This is a genomic window from Microbulbifer maximicatervae (SeqCode) (assembly GCF_052466985.1).
In genome coordinates, this window is record NZ_CP174298.1 from 4,563,776 (window position 1) to 4,581,160 (window position 17,385).

The window sequence follows — 17,385 nt, forward strand, 5'->3', positions numbered from 1 at the left end:
GGTAAAAAGATGTTAGAGAAAGATAAACTCAAGAGTGAAGTTAATACTCAGTGGAATATAGCTGAGGCAGGGAATATTTATGGTGTTAACCAGTGGGGCAATGGTTATTTCGATATAGATTCACAAGGTAATGTTGTCGTAAAAAACCCTAGTGATGATGAGGCAGACGCTGTTCCCTTGATGCAAATTATAGAGGGTATGCAGGACCGCGGTTTACACATGCCTGTTTTACTGCGTGTCGAGAATATTCTTGACAAAAGTATTAGCTCACTTAATGAAACATTCCGTCAGATAATCGAAAAACTGGATTACCAGAATAAATACCAAGGTGTTTATCCAATTAAAGTAAACCAGCAGGCCCAAATTGTCGATGAAGTAGCTCAGTTTGGTTCTCGCTATCAACATGGATTTGAAGTTGGCAGTAAAGCCGAAATGATTGCAGCTTTATCCACTATCGAAGAACTTGATAGCCTAATTATTTGTAATGGCTATAAGGACCAAGAATTTATAGAGTTGGGGTTAGAGGCAACAAAACTTGGATTGAAATGTATCTTTGTTATTGAAACCTTAACCGAACTGCCGATTATTGTAGAGCGAAGTCAAGCGTTAGATATTTTCCCTCATATTGGCGTGCGCGTTAAAATGACGACTCAAGTGAGTGGGCATTGGAGTGCTACCAGTGGTGAGAGAAGTGTATTCGGACTGTCATCAAGTCAACTTATACATGTGGTTGATTACTTAAACGAGCATAAAATGCTCAATTGCCTTGAGTTACTACATTGCCATTTGGGCTCTCAGATTCCTAACATCCGCGATATCCGTGGTGGTGTACTAGAAGCCTGTCGCTATTACTCCGATTTATGTAAAGAGGGCGCGGCATTAAAGTATATTGATTTAGGTGGTGGTTTAGCAGTTGACTACACCGGTAGACAGTCAAGTACTGGGCAAAGCCGCAATTACTCACTTGAGGAATACTGCGAAGATATTATTGATACAATTAAGAGTACATTAGATAGCAATGACTTACCCCACCCGATAATTGTTACGGAGTCTGGTCGTGCTACTGTAGCCTACACATCAATTTTGCTCTTTAATATCCTTGATGTTGTAAGTTTCGACTCAGAAGAGCTAAAAGAAGCTGAGGAAGTTGAGCATCAATTGCTTCAAAATATGCGTGAAATTCTGACTTATTTGAAGCCTCAACGATTGCAAGAGTGCTTCAATGATGCGCAGTTTTATCGGGACGAAGTTCGCGAATTATTCAAGCGTGGCCAAATAGATCTTCGTGTTCGTTCTGTATCAGAGACAATTTATTACAATGTTTTGCATCGTATAAAAGAGACTCTTTCAGAAATGGAGCGAATACCTGAAGATCTGGAAGGCTTGGCAGATTCACTAGCTGATATCTATTATGGTAATTTTAGTTTATTTCAGTCCTTACCTGATAGCTGGGCTATTGATCAGTTATTTCCTGTTATGCCTATTCATAGACTAAATGAGACTCCAAGTCGGCGTGCTATCTTGGCCGACATTACCTGTGATTGTGATGGAAAAATTGAGCGATTCGTGGTCAACCAGGAAGTCGAAAGAACCTTACCTCTGCATTCAATAAAGCACGGCGAGGAGTATTACCTCGGTGTTTTCCTAGTAGGCGCTTATCAGGAAACTCTAGGTGATCTGCATAATTTATTTGGTGATACGAATGTTGTCAGTGTGAGACTGAATTCAGATGCCAGCTTTGAGTTTGTGAAAGAGGTTCATGGGGATACTATTGAGGATGTTTTAAGTTATGTCGAGTATCAGCCGCATGAAGTAAAGACGCGTTTTCGTAATAAGGTTGAAGCGGCTGTTCGCAGTGGGCGTATTAGCGCTCGTGAACGTCAGCAAATAATTAAGACCTTCAATGCAAGTATGCAAGGTTATACCTATTATGAAAGAGATTAGAATAGAGTAGAAAACAGTGAGAGACATGACTTATTTAAATCTTTATCTGTATATATGAAGGCTTAAATCCAAGTATGTCGACGATGCCAGATCTTCGATCTGGCTAAAATATTTAAGCCCTACTCTGTGAAGCTAGCTCCCAACCACGTTAATCAATTCCTTGTTTTTATATAGTTAGGATGTTAGCACCTATCCTGATTTAGTGTTTTAGATTTATATTGGTTACTTGAGCGTCAGCTAATTTTCTATAATGATAGTATATACACTTATATAGAATCTATTCTCCTTTATGGCTATTGCAGAACTCTGAATATACTTACTTTTATACTTTAGTGTGCTTGTACTCGAAAGATAACCTCTCTATAAAAATTGTTAAGAGTTTTGATCTTTCTTGTTTCTTTGTCTAATTGTTACTTGCATTTTTTATTGCGTAAAGAGTAACGAGAAGTAAAATATTAAATTTTACGCCATTTAGTAAGGAAACTAGGGCTAGCTAATATTTATAAGGATTATGAATATGATTTTCTGATATTATCTGATCACAACATAAAATATTCTATCTTTTAAAGAATAGGGATGTGGACTTGAGGATCATAAATAAGATCACTTTGGGTTATATTGCACTGGCTCTGCTTCCGATCAGTTTTTCACATAGCAGTGAAACTCAGATTGAAACTATCGTTGTGACTGCGGGTAGATATGAACAGGATATTTCACAGCGGATGGAGAGTATTTCTGTTGTAGATAATGATGTACTCAGAAAAAGTGGTAATACCCATATTCAACAAAGCCTGGTGAGTGTACCTGGAGCAAACCTAGCAAGAGGGAATGGACAGGAATACCTGCCAGCCCTACGTTCCCCAGTACTGACTGGTGCAGGAGCCTGTGGTGGTTTGTTGACAGCAGAAGATGGGATTCCACTGAGAGCAAGTGGATTTTGTAATATCAATGAGCTATTTGAATCCTTCAGCGAGACAGCTCGGCATGTCGAAGTTATTAGAGGGCCTGCTGGTACCCTCTATGGCTCTAATGCAATGCATGGATTGATCAATGTTATCAGCCGCGATCCAGTAGAAGGAGAGAATGGGTCTCTCAACACTGAATCGGGGCCCCACGATTACTATCGACTGGGTGTATCAGCAGATCATCGCCTCAGTAGTGAAGGTGATGTGATCAGTGCAGATTTGTATTTGATGACTGATGGAGGATATAGGGATCAGTCAGGATTGGACCAGCAAAAGGCTAGCATCCAGTATACCCACCAGGTCGGTGATAGCAGAGTTCGAACTCGTCTAGTAGCGACAAGCTTAAATCAGGAGACGGCTGGTTACCTCGAGGGTGACGGAGTTTACCGCAATCGTCGATTGAGTCGTACCAACCCTAATCCAGAGGCGTTTCGAGATGCCAATTCTCTCAGATTTTACTCTCTGATTGATATACCTGTGAATCAAACTAGTCAATTACATTTGGCTCCTTACCTCCGTAAAACTGACATGCGTTTTCTGCAGCATTATTTACCGGGGCAACCAATGGAGGAAAATGGCCAGGAGAGTGTTGGGATAAGAAGCGGTTATTATCTGGAGCTGGGTGAACAGCTTAATCTGCTAACCGGTATTGATACTGAATTAAGTAAAGGATATCTCCTGGAAGCCCAAGAGAGTGTTACCGAGGGCTCTGAATTTCTGCAGGCAACTATACCAGTGGGAAAGCACTACGATTATGAAGTCGTAGCCTGGAATGTCGCCCCCTATGCATCGGCAACCTGGAAGGTTAATGATCAATTAGAAGTCACTGGTGGAGTCAGGATTGAATCTGCACACTATGATTACGACAATCAAATGCTTCCCGGGCGCACAGATGAAAATGGATTACCCTGTGATTTTGGAGGCTGTCGGTTTAGCCGGCCAAATGACCGAAAAGATAGCTTTAACAATATATCCCCCAAGTTGGGAGCGCTATTATGGTTAAGTAATGAACTACAACTCTTTACTCAATTGGCCCAGGGTTATCGCGCGCCCCAAGCGACAGAGTTATATCGATTACAGCGAGAGCAGACGGTAGCAGAGCTGGATCCAGAGGAAATTAATAGCTTTGAAGTAGGGCTGAGGAAAATAGGCGACTCTTTGTCATATGAGTGGGTGGCTTATACGATGAAAAAGGAGAATGTAATATTTCGTGATGCCGACTATTTTAACCAGTCCAATGGCAAAACCCGGCACTGGGGAGTTGAGTTGGCTGTAGATTATGAATTCACTGAAAGCTTACGGCTAGAGGTGAGTACCAGCTATGCAGAACATCGTTATGCAGATCAAAGGGAGTTGCAAGGTGTAGAACTGGATGGAAAGCTTGTAGATTCTGCGCCAAAGACCTTTGGTAGTTATCGACTTCACTGGTCCCCGAATTCTTTGGTATCAGCGGAGCTTGAATGGTTACATCAGGGTAGCTATTTTACAGATCCTCAAAATGCTTATCGGTATCCAGGACATGACTTACTGAACTTCCATTTGGCCTGGCAGTGGAAACAATATGAAATTTCTACTCGAATACTGAATATTACCGATAAAGCCTATGCTGAGCGCGCGGATTACAGTAGTTTTAGTGGTAGCCGCTATTTCCCCGGAGAGCCTCGCTCAATTTACTTCGGAATTAATTTTGATTGGTAATGTAGAAAGGGCTTGCTTTTAATTTTCAGGTTTCATTTGAGCATCACGAATCAAAGCTGCCATCCGATAAAAACCATGAGCCATTTTGGTGTAGGGCGTAAGTAAAAAAAATGCGAGAACTGCACCCAAGTGTAAATCCAATAGTAGGGGGAGTGCGGCTGTTCCCCCCAGGGCAAATAGTAGGAGACCACTGAGTGCGATGAATAACAGTAGGCCAACAAACCCCATCTCCCCGCTCCAAACCCTTGCCGAGCCCAGTTCTGGATCAGCCTTGAGCTTTAGCTGAATAAGCTTGCTACACCCCACTAATATGAGTAATCCACCGGGAATACCAAGTAATTTGGGTATTGAAAAAATCGGGTATGGCCCTGGCATGTTTAGAAAGTAATACATGACAGTGCCCGAGCAGGTAGCAGCAAAGCACAATAAAAAGCCGTATAGAACAGCTTGGTGTGCGTATCGTCTCTGGTTGCTGAATCGGTCTTCCTCTTCGAAGTTACATCCATCCCCGTGGCCCCCGGATAGATTCTTTAGTTCTCCTGCTGAAATTAATGCACTTCTAAATTGCTCCCAGGTAATTTTTTCCCCGCCGACTTTCCTCCAGTAGCGACGTAAACTTATCCCCAGGCTAAACAGCGGATAAAGAAAGGCCGGTAAAAAAATACTGGTCATAGTGGCGTGAGAAATAATTGCGTAGAAGCCCTCACCACCACTGGGTTTCAATACTCTTATTATATAAAAGATGATAGCAAATCCGATGATAGTGGCCAGGGCGATCAGACTGCCGCGTTTTTGGAAAATTCTGGCGATACCTCCGGGCCAGGCAAAAGTCTCCCAGCTTTTCTGTCGCGCTTCGGCCATGACTTGGGGAATATTGATATTGAATTCGTGGGGATCGGTATACTGGCAGGCGTAGTAACAACCTCGGCAGTTGTGGCAGAGATTGGCCAACTGGGTGATGGTTCCCTCTGAGAAAGAGCGGTGTAGTTGAAGTGCTGGAAAAACGGCGCAGTAGCCCTCGCAATAGCGACAGGCATTACAGATTTCTGCTTGCCGCCGTGCCTCTTCCAAATTATCCATTTGCATAGTTAGCGGCTTCCCTTCCAGCAATACGCCCAAAAACGGTGCCGATCATCATACCCAACCCAGCCAAATATCCCTGACTAAGGATTGACCCGGCCATGGTTTCCCCTGCAGCCCACAAGTTTTTTACCGGCCCTGTGGCAGTGCTGCACTGGGCATTCACATCAATCTTGAGCGCCAGATAAGTGAAGGTAACCCCGGTGCGCAAGCTATAGCAGTAAAATGGTGGCTCGCTGATGGGGCGGGCCCAATTAGTTTTTTCTGGTGTCAGGCCAGTAGTGGCGACACTATCCAGCTCGGTGGGGTGAAAAGCGTCACTACTGCCACAAGCTGCATTGAAGGTTGCTATGGTATCGATCAGTCTTTCAGAGGGTAAGCCGGTTTTTTCCGCGAGTTCCTCCAAGGTATTCGCTTCGGTCGGAGGAAATGCTGATGGCATAAACATTTTTAAAGACTTGGAGTCGATAATTGCAAAAGCCACCTGGTCTGGCTGTTGTGCGACAAGGCGGCCCCAGATGGCATAGCGTTTGGGCCAAATATCTTCTCCCTCGTCATAAAAGCGCTGGGCATCCTTGTTAACGACGATGGAAAAGGGGACACAATCCAGGCGGGTTACTATGCCCCCATCAAACTTCGGCGCTCGCCCGTCAATTGCCACTGCATGGCACTGGGTGGGATCTCCGACGGACTGCACGCCTTGCTCCAGTAAATCTTCCAAGACCACACCCCGGTTATAAGGTGTTCCGCGTATCAGGAAATTTTCAGCAGCTGGGCCCCAGGCTTTTTCCAACCACTTAAGATTGGCTTCGAATCCGCCGGAGGCTGCTACAACTGACCTGGGTTCAATTTGGTATTGCTGTCCCTCGTAAACATAGTCGACACGAGTAATATGATTGCCCTCTAGCTGCAGGTGCTTAACGTGTGCCCGATACAGCACATCAACACCTAATTTGCCTGCAGTTCGGTAATAGGCGTTAACCAGGGACTTACCGCCGCCGAGGAAAAAGGCATTAGTACGTGTGAGGGATAGAGTGCCGGACAGAGGCGGCTGGAAATGAACGCCGTGCTTTTGCATCCAGGGAAGTGCGCTTTCCGAAGAGCGTATCACCAACCGAGCTAACTGCTCATTGGTCTTACCCCCGGTAACTTTTAGCAGGTCTTCATAGTACTCGTCTTCACTGTAATCATCTTCCAGTGGACCCAGGGGGCCTCGGTGCATACAGCGTATATCCCTGGTGTGGCGGGAATTGCCGCCTCGATAGGGCTTGGGGGCAGTTTCCAGGATAATCACCTTGGCCCCAAGTTCGGCAGCAGTTATAGCTGCGCACAGAGCGGCATTGCCACCCCCAATTACGGCGAGGTCGTAGTGAGTGTTCACCGGTAGAAAACCCTTTTGCAATGGATCAGTGTTCCATTGCAAAAGGTAGGTGAAAATTGAGAATAAATAGGCGGGCAGGCAATTCCTGCCGCAAAAAATCGTCAGCTGGTGGCGGGTTGTTCAGCTTGCTGCATGTCGATATGAACAGATACAGAGGCCTGGCTTTTCAGCCAGTTGTCCATGCGCTCTTCAAGAATATTCAATGGCAGTGCCCCAGATCCCAACAGAGCGTCATGGAAACTGCGAATGTCGAAATTGCTATCCAGGGTTTCCTCCGCTTCCGCACGCAGCTCTTTAATTTTGAGCTGCCCAAGCTTGTAGGCCAGGGCCTGACCGGGCCAAATTAAGTAGCGGTCTATCTCGACGGTCACATCGTGGAGCGGTTTGGCGCTGTTCTCCATAAAGTATTCGATCGCTTCCTCGCGGCTCCAGCCCAGCTGATGCATACCGGTGTCCACTACCAAACGCACTGCACGCCACATATCGTAAGAGAGTGCACCGAACTCGCTGTAGGGATTTTTATACAGGCCCAGGTCGTAGCCGAGACTCTCGGAGTAAAGGCCCCACCCCTCTACAAATGCAGTGTAGAAAGTCATACGGCGCAGCGGGTGAATATCAGTTTGCTCTTGTGCTAGGGCAATTTGCAGGTGGTGACCCGGCATTGCCTCGTGCACTGTGAGCGCCTCCATTTCCCATTTCGGGCGGCTGGGCAGGTTGTAGGTATTGGCAAAGAAGATACCTGCACGGCCAGCTTCGTTGGAGCCGGGCAGATAATAAGCCGTTGTTTGGGATTGTTCTGAATAGCTGGGTATCGGTTTCACACCATAGGGCAGGCGCGGCAAGGTGCCGAACAGGGCAGGCAGCTCTGCATCAATGCGCTTGGCAATATCGCGGTAATCCCGTAGTAACCCCTCCCGGCTGGTGTGGTAAAAGCGCGGGTCGGTACGCAGAAACTCGGTGAATGCTTTGAAGTCTCCCTGGAAGCCTGTCTTCTGGATAACTCTATCCATCTCCCCGCGAATTCGCTTCACTTCCGAAAGCCCAATGCGGTGGATCTCCTCGGGGCTGAGGTCGGTGGTGGTATTCTCTTCCACTTTATGGGCGTACCAGCGCAGACCGTCAGGGCGGCTGGTTAAAGCGGTATCCACCTGGGCCTCGGGAATATATTTGCGCTCAACAAATTCAGCCATACCCTGCCAGGCCGGTACCAGTTGTTTGCTGTAAATGGCATAGGCGCGTTGCTGCAGACTTTTCCGCTTAGTTGCTGGAATGGCCTCAGGCATTTGATTAAATGCTGTCAGCAATGGGCTGTGCTCCGGCGCGGTAGGTACCAGTGCGCGTATTTGACGCGGCAGGTCGCGCAGGGTGATTTGTGGTGGTGTGACTCCTTTGCGCAGACCCCGGCGCATCAGCCCCTGGGTTTGTTCAATCAGGATTGGCAACCTTTCCAGACGGCTGATTATTGTTTCGTAATCGGCTGCAGTGCGCTTGGGCATGCTATTGATCACTTCCGGTATGCTGCGTTGGATGCCGCTCATATGGGTAAGCGGTTGCAGATGATCTGGGAACTGGAAGCCTTTCACTTCTCCCAACAAGTCCTGGTAAAGCAGTTGGTAATCCAATTGCTGTTCGGTTGGCAGATCGCTTTGATCGATATTACGTGCAGCCCCTAAAAGGATCCTGGTCTGCTTTTGACGCAGTTCCACAGACTTAAGAGAGTTATCCACCCAGCGATGATTTTGCCCTGGGTAGCCTTCGTAGGTTGCCTGGCTGGGGTAACTCTCCATAATCCAGCGATAGCGTAAATCCTGCAGGGCGGTGAGTCGCTCTGAGGCACTGTTCTCCGGAAGGGATTTATAAGCTTTTCGGAAGGTGTCCTGGTCCATCGCTGAGGCATTGAGGCTCACAACAAGTCCCAGGGATGTAAATAGGGCTTTTCTGATAAACGACATAATCCCCTCAAGTGAAAACGTGTGGCCCAAATAGTGGCCGGATTTAGTCAATGGGTGGTTTGTTACCACTGCCGGCAATTTATTGCCGGGCATTTGAAGAGCAGCCAGCCGCATTAGCTGGCTGCCAAAGGCGGGCTGGGTCAGTTGGCTGCCGCTGTGCGACTGCCAAACTCCTGGTGATTGATCAGTTGCAAGCGCCTGCGAATCTGTTCCTCAATACCGGAGGCATTGAGGCCGATGGCCGCCAGCAGGTCTTTGTGCTTGCCGTGCTCAATAATTTGATCTGGAAGCCCCAGTTGCAGCACCGGTACCGACCGCGCAGTGCTATTGAGGTATTCGAGTACGGCACTGCCAGCACCACCAGCAATGGTGTTCTCTTCGATGGTAACTAAGAGTTGGTGACTCTCGGCAAGTTCATCGATCAGTGCTTCGTCCAGGGGTTTTACCCAGCGCATATCGGCGACGGAGGCCCCCAGCTGCTCTGCAGCGGCCATAGCGGGGCCGAGTAAGGTTCCGAAGCTGAGGATGGCTACACCACTGCCCTGGCGCAACAGGCGCCCCTTGCCGATCGGTAACTCTGTCATTTCCTTGTTGATGGCGGTACCCATACCGGTTCCGCGCGGATAGCGCACAGCAGTGGGGCCGTTGTGTTTGTAGGCGGTATAGAGCAGCTGGCGGCACTCGTTTTCGTCACTGGGCGCGGCGATAGCCAGGTAGGGCAGGCAGCGCATAAATGTGAGGTCAAAACTACCCGCGTGCGTGGGGCCGTCTTCCCCAACCAGGCCGGCGCGGTCGATGGCGAAAGTGACATCCAGGTTTTGGATTGCCACATCGTGCACCATTTGGTCGTAGCCGCGCTGTAAAAATGTCGAATAAATAGCAACTACCGGCTTCTGGTCTTCACAGGCGAGGCCCGCAGCGAGAGTGACGGCGTGCTGTTCGGCAATGGCTACGTCGTGGAAGCGGTCCGGGAAGCGCTTGGAGAACTCCACCATACCGGAGCCCTCGCACATGGCCGGGGTAATAGCGACCAGGCGCTCGTCCTGTTCTGCGGCATCGCACAGCCACTGGCCAAAAATATCCTGGTACTTGGGCAGCTTCTTCTTGCCGGGTATGGCCACTTGGACCTTGGCTTCCGGCTCCAGCTTGTTCAGTGCGTGGTAGCCCACCGGGTCTTCTTCAGCGGGGCCGAAGCCTTTGCCCTTGGTGGTGGCGATATGCAGGAGCTGCGGGCCCGGCTGGCTGCGCAGGTTGCGCAGGGTGTGGACCAGATCGTGCATGTTGTGGCCATCCAAGGGGCCCACGTAGTTAAAGCCCAATTCTTCGAACAGGGTGCCCGGCGTGATCATGCCTTTGACGTGCTCTTCGGTACGTCGCGCCAATTGCCAGGCTTTGGGGATGGCAGACAGTATCTTGCGGCTGCCCTCGCGCATATTCAGGTAGGTTTTACTGGCCAGGATTTTGGCGAAATAGGTAGCCAGGCCGCCGACATTCTTTGAGATAGACATACTGTTGTCATTGAGAACAACCAACATGTCCTTGCCGGTATGTGAGGCGTGGTTTAGGGCTTCGAAAGCCATTCCCGCCGTCATGGCGCCATCGCCAATCACCGCCACTACCTTGCGATCGTCAGGGGAGCCCAGGGCCATACCCAGGGCGGCGCTGATCGAAGTGCTGGAGTGACCAACACCAAAGGTATCGTAGGGGCTCTCACTGCGTTTGGGGAAGCCGGACAGGCCCCCTTGCTGGCGCATGGACAGCATCTGTTCGCGGCGACCGGTGAGGATTTTATGGGGGTAGGTCTGGTGGCCCACATCCCAAACCAGCCGGTCCTCCGGGGTATTGAATATGTAATGCAGGGCGATGGTCAGTTCCACCACACCGAGACCGGCACCAAAGTGCCCGCCGGTCTGGCCGACACAATACAGCAGGTACTCACGCAATTGGCTGGCGAGTTCCGGCAATTGGCGTTCATCGAGGGCGCGCAGCTGCGCCGGGTCGTCGATCGAGTCGAGTAGCGGTGTCTGCGGGCGTGTGCGTGGAATTTCTTCGAGCATCAAATGTATCAGTTGCAACAGATGGTGATATTGAGGGGGATTGTATGCCCGTGGCGGGCATATTGCATCCCAAACCCCACAGGCAAGGCTGTGACTTAGTGTCCGCGCTGCACGATATAGTCTGCGAGCTGCTGCAGTAGCAGGGTATCGCCATCGAGACTTTGCAGTGCCTGGGAGGCCTGGGCGTGCAGTTTTGTCAGCTTGTCCCGGGCGCCGTCGACGCCGAGCAGAGAGACATAAGTGGGTTTGTTGCGCAGGGCATCGGCGCCCTGGGTTTTGCCCAGAACCGCGGTTTCAGCAGTGATATCGAGAATATCGTCCTGAACCTGGAATGCCAGGCCAATAGCTTGGGCGTAGCGGGTAATAACCTCCAGCTCCCTCTCGCTGGCCCCCCCCAGCAGTGCGCCCATACGTGCGCTGGCACAAATCAGAGCCCCGGTCTTCAGGCGGTGCATGGGCTCCAGCTGATCCAGGGTCAGGGTTTGGTCAACGGAGTCCAGGTCGATAGCCTGGCCGGCGACCATACCTCGGGCCCCCGCCGCAGTGGCGAGCTCACGCATTAGCTGTAACTGCAATTGAGGCGCGAGCGGTTCTGCGAGAAGCAACTCGAAAGCCTGGGTTTGCAGTGCGTCGCCGGCGAGAATGGCTGTGGCTTCGTCATAGGCGATATGACAGGTGGGGCGACCTCGACGAAGGTCGTCGTCATCCATTGCCGGCAGGTCGTCGTGGACCAGGGAGTAGGCGTGAATGCACTCCAGGGCCGCCGCTGTGCTATCGCAATAGGCCAGGTCAAAATCGACACCCCGAAAAACCTGGGCACAAGCGTAGACGAGAGCGGGGCGCAGGCGTTTGCCGGGGCCCAGTGCGGCATAGCGCATTGCTTCGAACAGCTTTTCTGAGCCGTCGATCGGGGTGTTGAGCGCCTGCTGGATTCTGCTTTCGACGCGTGTGGAGGAGGCCTGTAGAAAGGCTTTCAGCTCCTCTGGCAGGTTTGCGGAACTCACTTAAACTGGGTCCCCGGAGTTGTCGTCGGCATCAAAGGGGAGCTCGCGGATATTGCCGCTCTCTTCAATTAACAGCTTCACTTTCTGCTCGGCTTTGGCGAGCTTCTGTTGGCACTCCCGGGTGAGTTTCACTCCCTTTTCGAAATCAGCGAGAGCCTCCTCCAATGGGAGATCTCCGCCTTCGAGTCGCTCAACCAGCTGTTCCAACGCCTCGAGACTCTCTTCAAAAGTTGCTGTTTTTTTCTTTGCCGCCATAGCATCGCCTCTTAATTGCGGGGCAACCTTAGCGGCTGGCGCTGCGGGGGTCAATTCCATGGCCCCCTCATCCGGGAGCCTCTTCTCAGTGTCGTTTAGGCGTGCAATTCCTAGAGGCTCGACTCCCGGGATAAAAGATAGTGCGCCAGGGCTTTTTTCTGCACCGCCGTAAAGTTGTAGTTAGGCATTGGTGGTGTTGGGGTGTCGAAGTAGTCAGCCAGGGTCTGCGCTGTGTATTTAGCGGACAGGTTGCGCAGGGGAAACTGGGCCTGATGGCAGTGGGCACAATCGTTAGACCGATAGAGCTGCGCGCCCAGTTGCACCACCTCGGCATCTATTGAAAGCGCGTTGGCCGTGGATGTTTTTTGCAGTTGTGGCTGCTGTGTTGTCAATACAGCTTGGCGAGGGGCCCCTTGGCTCACACGATAAACTGCACCGGCGTAGTCATCGGAAATATAGATGTTGCCCAGTTTATCCTCGGCGATGGCGACAGGGCGGCCGTAAACCGTTTGGCGGTCATTACTGAGAAATCCCCACAGGAAATTCCTCTGTTGAATTTCCCCGTCGTCACTCCAGTGTAGGGAGACAACTTTATAGCCATCTTTCACGCTGCGGTTCCACGAGCCGTGCAGGGCGACCAGCGCTGCATGGCGATAATCCTTAGGCTGTTCCACGCTGCGCAAAAATTTAATCCCGAGTGGCGCGTTGTGAGCGCGAAATTCGTACACGGGAGGAATTGAGTCAGCAATCTTTTGCTGGATTTCAGGGCTTGCATCCACCCCAAAATCCGGATCGGGAACCCGGTCACCGTAGGCGTAGGGCCATCCGTAGAATTGGTCTTTGCGAATCAGGTTGAGCTCATCTGGCGGCAGGTTGTCGCCGAGCCAATCGCGGCCATTATCTGTTGCGTAAAGTCCGCCATCTTTTGGAGACCAATCGAACCCCACACTATTACGCAGGCCGGTGGCGTATATTTCAAAATTATCCCCGTTTAGTTTCATTCTCATGATGGTTGCGCGGCGAGGATCTTTTTCAATACAAACGTTGCAGCTGGAACCACTGCTGAGAAAAAGCCATCCATCGGGACTCATATCAATAGTTTTTGTCCAGTGTCCATTGTCCTCAAGGTTTTCAATAATTCTCTGGTAGCGTCCAGCCAGGCGCCCATCGGAATGATCAAAGGGAACCCGTCCAACTGCGTCACTTTCGGCAATATATAACCAACCGTCGTGTAGCAATAATCCGTGGGGCCGTTGAAGATTATCAATAAGAGTCTTTTGCCCGTCACTGCGGCCGTCGCCGTCTTTATCTTGTAATAAAAGTGAAACTTTGCCATGTTTAGGCTGAGAGACGATGATGTCTCCATTGCGGGTCACTGTGAGCCAGCGTGCGCCGGGAACATCCCCTGCAAATAACTGGACCGAGTATCCATCTGCTGCGGTCAGCCGGCCTGTCACTTCTTTTTCTGTTGTTTTGACACCACCGACCAGTTGGCGCCAAGGCACGCTGACGCTGGATTTAAAGGTGGCTAAGGCGGTAGAAAGCACCGCGCCGAGGGCGATAAAAAATATTAGCGTATATTTCAACGTTTTCTTCATGGTATCGATTGAACTTGAAATAAAGATGTTTATAGTTGCCGCGCTTATCTATTTACCCCTATAGTTAACACGGGATTAATTTCCTGTCTCCCCTCCCTTTTGTAACAGGTAGCTCAGTTTGTGAGATATCTCTTACACAAAATTCAGCAGATTTCCCCTACTTTTTTCTCCCTTGATGTCCATAATTAACTTGCAAGGACGCGAAAGGGACTGCACTACTGCGGCAATGGATAAATGGATTGCGCCGCTCGCCCTAGGGATATGGGCACCATCCTGTGAGACGCACCGCCCGGGCCGGATTGCCTGGGCGGTGTTTTACATTCTGCCTTAACCTGCCTGTTGCTGCCTGCAACGCTTTCCACAATTTACACCTTTCTTTTGTAATTTGCTGTTATTCCATCAGCGGCATGTCGCTGTCTGGAATTTGTAATAGTTATCCGCTTTAATGTTGATAGGCCGGCCAAATTACCCATGGGCCGGCGGAGGGTGGCGCATTCAGTAATCTACCAGCAGAAGTGCCCGTATTACCCAAGGCAAAACTACGCCTGTGGGCATCTGTATTTTCGTTGGTAAAAAAGCTTTCAGACTCCTCCATCTTGTCTGGGAGCAAGATTTTACTTTCGAAGGTGGCAGTTTTTTCTAATGCTGCGAATCGCGCCAGCTTCTGTCATCGTCATCCAGTCCCTTCGATCTGTCACTCCAAAACTTCTTTTTTCTTCTTTATAAAAACTGTTGTGATGACACGGAAACAGTTCCGGGGCTGCCTTGTTCTATTCGACTGTGGGGAGGCGAGGTTATGCACGCGAGAATATTGCGTTTAAACCTGGCGGGACAACCGCTGGAATGGCTGAGTTGGCAAGAGGCATCCTGTCTGTACGTGCGGGAGCTGGTTACATGGTCGCTGGGAGGTGTTGTCCAGCGGGTGAGAGGAGGCTTTAATCGCAATGGCGATCGTTCCAGCCTTGATCTGGCCGCTATTATCGCCTGTGGCGGTGCACGTATGGCCCGTCCGCGCCGGCGCCCACCTCTAACAAATCGAGCACTGTTTTTTCGCGATTCCCATACTTGTCTTTATTGCGGTAATTTCTTTAAAAGTGTGGATTTGACACGGGACCATGTTATTCCTGTTTCCAAAGGCGGAGTTGATTCCTGGGAAAATGTGGTCGCGGCCTGCAGGCGCTGTAACCAGCATAAGGGCAATCAATTATTGGAAAATATCGACATGGAGCTGTTGGCCTTGCCCTTCTGCCCCAATGCAGCTGAATACCTTGCCCTGATTAACAGTGAGCGGATTCGCGGCGATCAGATGGAGTTTCTGCGCGGCCAGTTTTCACGGCGACGTCAACAGGGGTGGTTGTTGCACTAGCCCGTCGGATCGAAATGAGCAAAAAAGAAAAGGGGCCAATAAGCCCCTTTTAATTATGTCTTGTCGTTAGGTGAAGATACCGCAGAGCGGATCAGACCGGCCAGGTATTCGGTGAAATTGTGCCCGTGGTTTTCCATCATTTTGGGGAACATGGAGTTTGGGGTCATACCGGGAAAAGTATTGACCTCATTGAGGTAGAGTTCGCCGGTCTCTGTCAGGAAAAAGTCTATGCGGGACAAATCCTTCAGCTTTAGGGCCTTAAAAGTGCGCAGGGATACTTCGGCTATCCATTGAAGCTGTTCTTCGTGAAGATCAGCAGCTTCGATAAAGGTGACCGCGCGGCTGCCCTCGGCATACTTTTCCTTATAAGTGTAAAAAGTATCCGTTGGGGCGCGTACTTCTCCCGGGCGGGTTGCGATCACATCATCGTTGTAGTGGTAAACCGCAACTTCCAGCTCTCTGGCTTTCAATGCTTTTTCTATCAGCACATAAGGGGAGAGTTTAAAGGCATCCTCGATCGCGGCCTCTAACTCCTCTTTGTCACGGACCTTAAAGCAACCTACGGAAGATCCCTGATTGGAGGCTTTTACAAATACCTCGCCCCAGTTCTCCAGGGCATCGTGAGCTTTTTGTAGTTCCTCGACTTCAGTGCTGTGCAAAAACTCGTAAGGTGTGTTTTCAATACCCAGAGCGCTGAGCCACATCTTGGTTTTAATTTTGTTAAAGCAGATTTTGCTGGGCTCAGGTGCAGAGCCGAAATAGGGGATGCCGAACATATCCAGTTGCGACTGCAAATCGCCAGTCTCTCCCGGGTAGCCGTGAATTGCAGGAATTACGTAGTCCACATCCCAGGAGTTACCTTCTTCATCGCGAATTTTGCGATCGTAAAAGATATGGTAAACCCGGCCCTGGCTGTCGGTAAGGCAGCCACTGCTATCCATTTCCACCCGCAATAGGGCGATGTCCTCTGCTGCTGACAACTTGTCCTCGATAAAATCAGCAGTTCTGAGGGATACGTCGTGCTCGCTGCCGCCACCGCCGCAGATAAGCAAGGTGTTAATCATAAAATTATTCCGTCGTAGTGCCTGCCGAAGGTGCGGTTAATACCTGTTCGCACTGTTGGGGCAAGGTCTTTGGTTTCGGCTTTTTCTGTTTCGGCTGGGGTTTAGTGCCATTGAGAATTGCATAGAAGTCATCGCTAAACCACCAATCCAAGTCACTGCCACAGGCTGCAGTGGTCACCGGAGCCTGGGGCTTACAGTTGGTGCTTCCCTCTGGGCACGCCAGGCGTACATGAAAATGGTAATTGTGCCCCCACCAGGGGCGCACTTTGCGCAGCCACTCGTTATCTTCGCCGGATATTTCGCACAGGTGGCGCTTGATGGTCGGGTGTACAAAAATTCGTTCGACCCGCTGGTCCTCTGAGGCCAAGCGCAGGATTTTGGGAACCCGGTCGTCCCAGTTTTCAGGGATTAGGCGGTGTTTGCGCTCATCAGCCAAGGCAACAGCAGAAATATTATCACGCTCCCACGGGGTGAGGGGACGCTCTGCGGCTCGCCGATCCTGGGAATACCAGATGTCTATGTCCAGGCCGGTTTGGTGGCTGTTGTGCCCACCACTGCCGAAAGGGCCCCCTCGAGCCATAGACATGTCACCGATCTGGATTCTGCCCAGATCTTTCTGCGCCACGCTCTGGGAAAACTCCTTCAGGAAGTTAATGGTCTGGGGGTGGGCAAAATGTCGATCGCGGCCAGTCCTCACCAACTGATAGCCCTCTCCCCTCAATGGTAGGGTCTCCCCGCCACTCAGGCAGCCATTGGTGTAGGTGCCAATACTCGATGGTGTCTGTGCACTGGGCCCTTCGACCTTATCCCAGTCGTTGGCACTTGCGGCACCGCTCGCTAGGGCCGAGGCGAGAATCAGGGTGTGGGTTATTTGCCGTAAAAATCCCGCTTTAAAGGGGCTAACGGCCTCGGTAGTGGATACTGAATTTTGAGCTTTCGGGTGCATAGGTCCCTGGATACCAATAAGTCACAGTTGTCGGGCCACCTCAAGTGGCGCTCGACGAGTATAGACAGACAGAGT

At 50.3% G+C, this 17,385-nt stretch carries 12 protein-coding genes; 3 read left to right on the forward strand and 9 right to left on the reverse strand.

Translation table 11 applies throughout. From position 1 onward, the window contains the following. Nucleotides 1–9: 9 nt before the first annotated feature. Nucleotides 10–1,944 carry a biosynthetic arginine decarboxylase gene (gene speA, locus ACJJI3_RS20125; RefSeq protein WP_444940727.1) on the forward strand — a complete coding sequence of 645 codons (1,935 nt, stop codon included), beginning with the start codon at nucleotides 10–12 and terminating at the stop codon, nucleotides 1,942–1,944. 584 nt (nucleotides 1,945–2,528) lie between these two features. Further along, nucleotides 2,529–4,607, forward strand: coding sequence for a TonB-dependent receptor (locus ACJJI3_RS20130; protein WP_444940728.1), 2,079 nt, complete (start codon nucleotides 2,529–2,531; stop codon nucleotides 4,605–4,607). An 18-nt stretch (nucleotides 4,608–4,625) separates the two neighbouring features. Here ACJJI3_RS20130 and tcuB read toward each other — a convergent pair whose 3' ends face one another. From tcuB to ACJJI3_RS20165, 7 genes are all read right to left on the reverse strand, one after another. Next, nucleotides 4,626–5,693 carry a tricarballylate utilization 4Fe-4S protein TcuB gene (gene tcuB / locus ACJJI3_RS20135; RefSeq protein ID WP_444940729.1) on the reverse strand — a complete coding sequence of 356 codons (1,068 nt, stop codon included), beginning with the start codon at nucleotides 5,691–5,693 and terminating at the stop codon, nucleotides 4,626–4,628. After that, nucleotides 5,680–7,089, reverse strand: a complete 1,410-nt coding sequence (gene tcuA / locus ACJJI3_RS20140; protein ID WP_444940730.1) for an FAD-dependent tricarballylate dehydrogenase TcuA — start codon at nucleotides 7,087–7,089, stop codon at nucleotides 5,680–5,682. Before tcuA ends, tcuB begins: the two co-directional genes overlap by 14 nt. An 80-nt stretch (nucleotides 7,090–7,169) precedes the next feature. Continuing rightward, complete coding sequence (locus tag ACJJI3_RS20145; protein ID WP_444940731.1) at nucleotides 7,170–9,020, reverse strand: DUF885 domain-containing protein; 1,851 nt, start codon at nucleotides 9,018–9,020, stop codon at nucleotides 7,170–7,172. A 140-nt stretch (nucleotides 9,021–9,160) separates the two neighbouring features. Continuing rightward, nucleotides 9,161–11,077 (reverse strand): 1-deoxy-D-xylulose-5-phosphate synthase, encoded by a 1,917-nt coding sequence (dxs, locus tag ACJJI3_RS20150; protein ID WP_444940732.1) that lies wholly within the window; start codon nucleotides 11,075–11,077, stop codon nucleotides 9,161–9,163. Between the two features lie 95 nt (nucleotides 11,078–11,172). Then, on the reverse strand, nucleotides 11,173–12,066 hold the full coding sequence (locus ACJJI3_RS20155) for a polyprenyl synthetase family protein (RefSeq protein ID WP_444942577.1): 894 nt from the start codon (nucleotides 12,064–12,066) through the stop codon (nucleotides 11,173–11,175). 15 nt (nucleotides 12,067–12,081) lie between these two features. Next, nucleotides 12,082–12,396 carry an exodeoxyribonuclease VII small subunit gene (locus ACJJI3_RS20160; protein ID WP_413663362.1) on the reverse strand — a complete coding sequence of 105 codons (315 nt, stop codon included), beginning with the start codon at nucleotides 12,394–12,396 and terminating at the stop codon, nucleotides 12,082–12,084. 50 nt (nucleotides 12,397–12,446) lie between these two features. Beyond that, entirely contained in the window at nucleotides 12,447–13,934 is a 1,488-nt protein-coding gene (locus ACJJI3_RS20165; protein ID WP_444940733.1) for a PQQ-dependent sugar dehydrogenase, read from the reverse strand. A 796-nt stretch (nucleotides 13,935–14,730) separates the two neighbouring features. Between ACJJI3_RS20165 and ACJJI3_RS20170 the strand changes: the two genes are divergently transcribed. Beyond that, nucleotides 14,731–15,300 (forward strand): HNH endonuclease, encoded by a 570-nt coding sequence (locus tag ACJJI3_RS20170; protein ID WP_282931208.1) that lies wholly within the window; start codon nucleotides 14,731–14,733, stop codon nucleotides 15,298–15,300. A 53-nt stretch (nucleotides 15,301–15,353) separates the two neighbouring features. Here the strand turns inward: ACJJI3_RS20170 and ACJJI3_RS20175 are convergent, their stop codons facing one another. Continuing rightward, on the reverse strand, nucleotides 15,354–16,364 hold the full coding sequence (locus ACJJI3_RS20175) for a D-alanine--D-alanine ligase (protein ID WP_413663360.1): 1,011 nt from the start codon (nucleotides 16,362–16,364) through the stop codon (nucleotides 15,354–15,356). A 4-nt stretch (nucleotides 16,365–16,368) separates the two neighbouring features. Then, nucleotides 16,369–17,310 (reverse strand): penicillin-insensitive murein endopeptidase, encoded by a 942-nt coding sequence (mepA, locus tag ACJJI3_RS20180; protein WP_444940734.1) that lies wholly within the window; start codon nucleotides 17,308–17,310, stop codon nucleotides 16,369–16,371. Nucleotides 17,311–17,385: the final 75 nt, after the last annotated feature.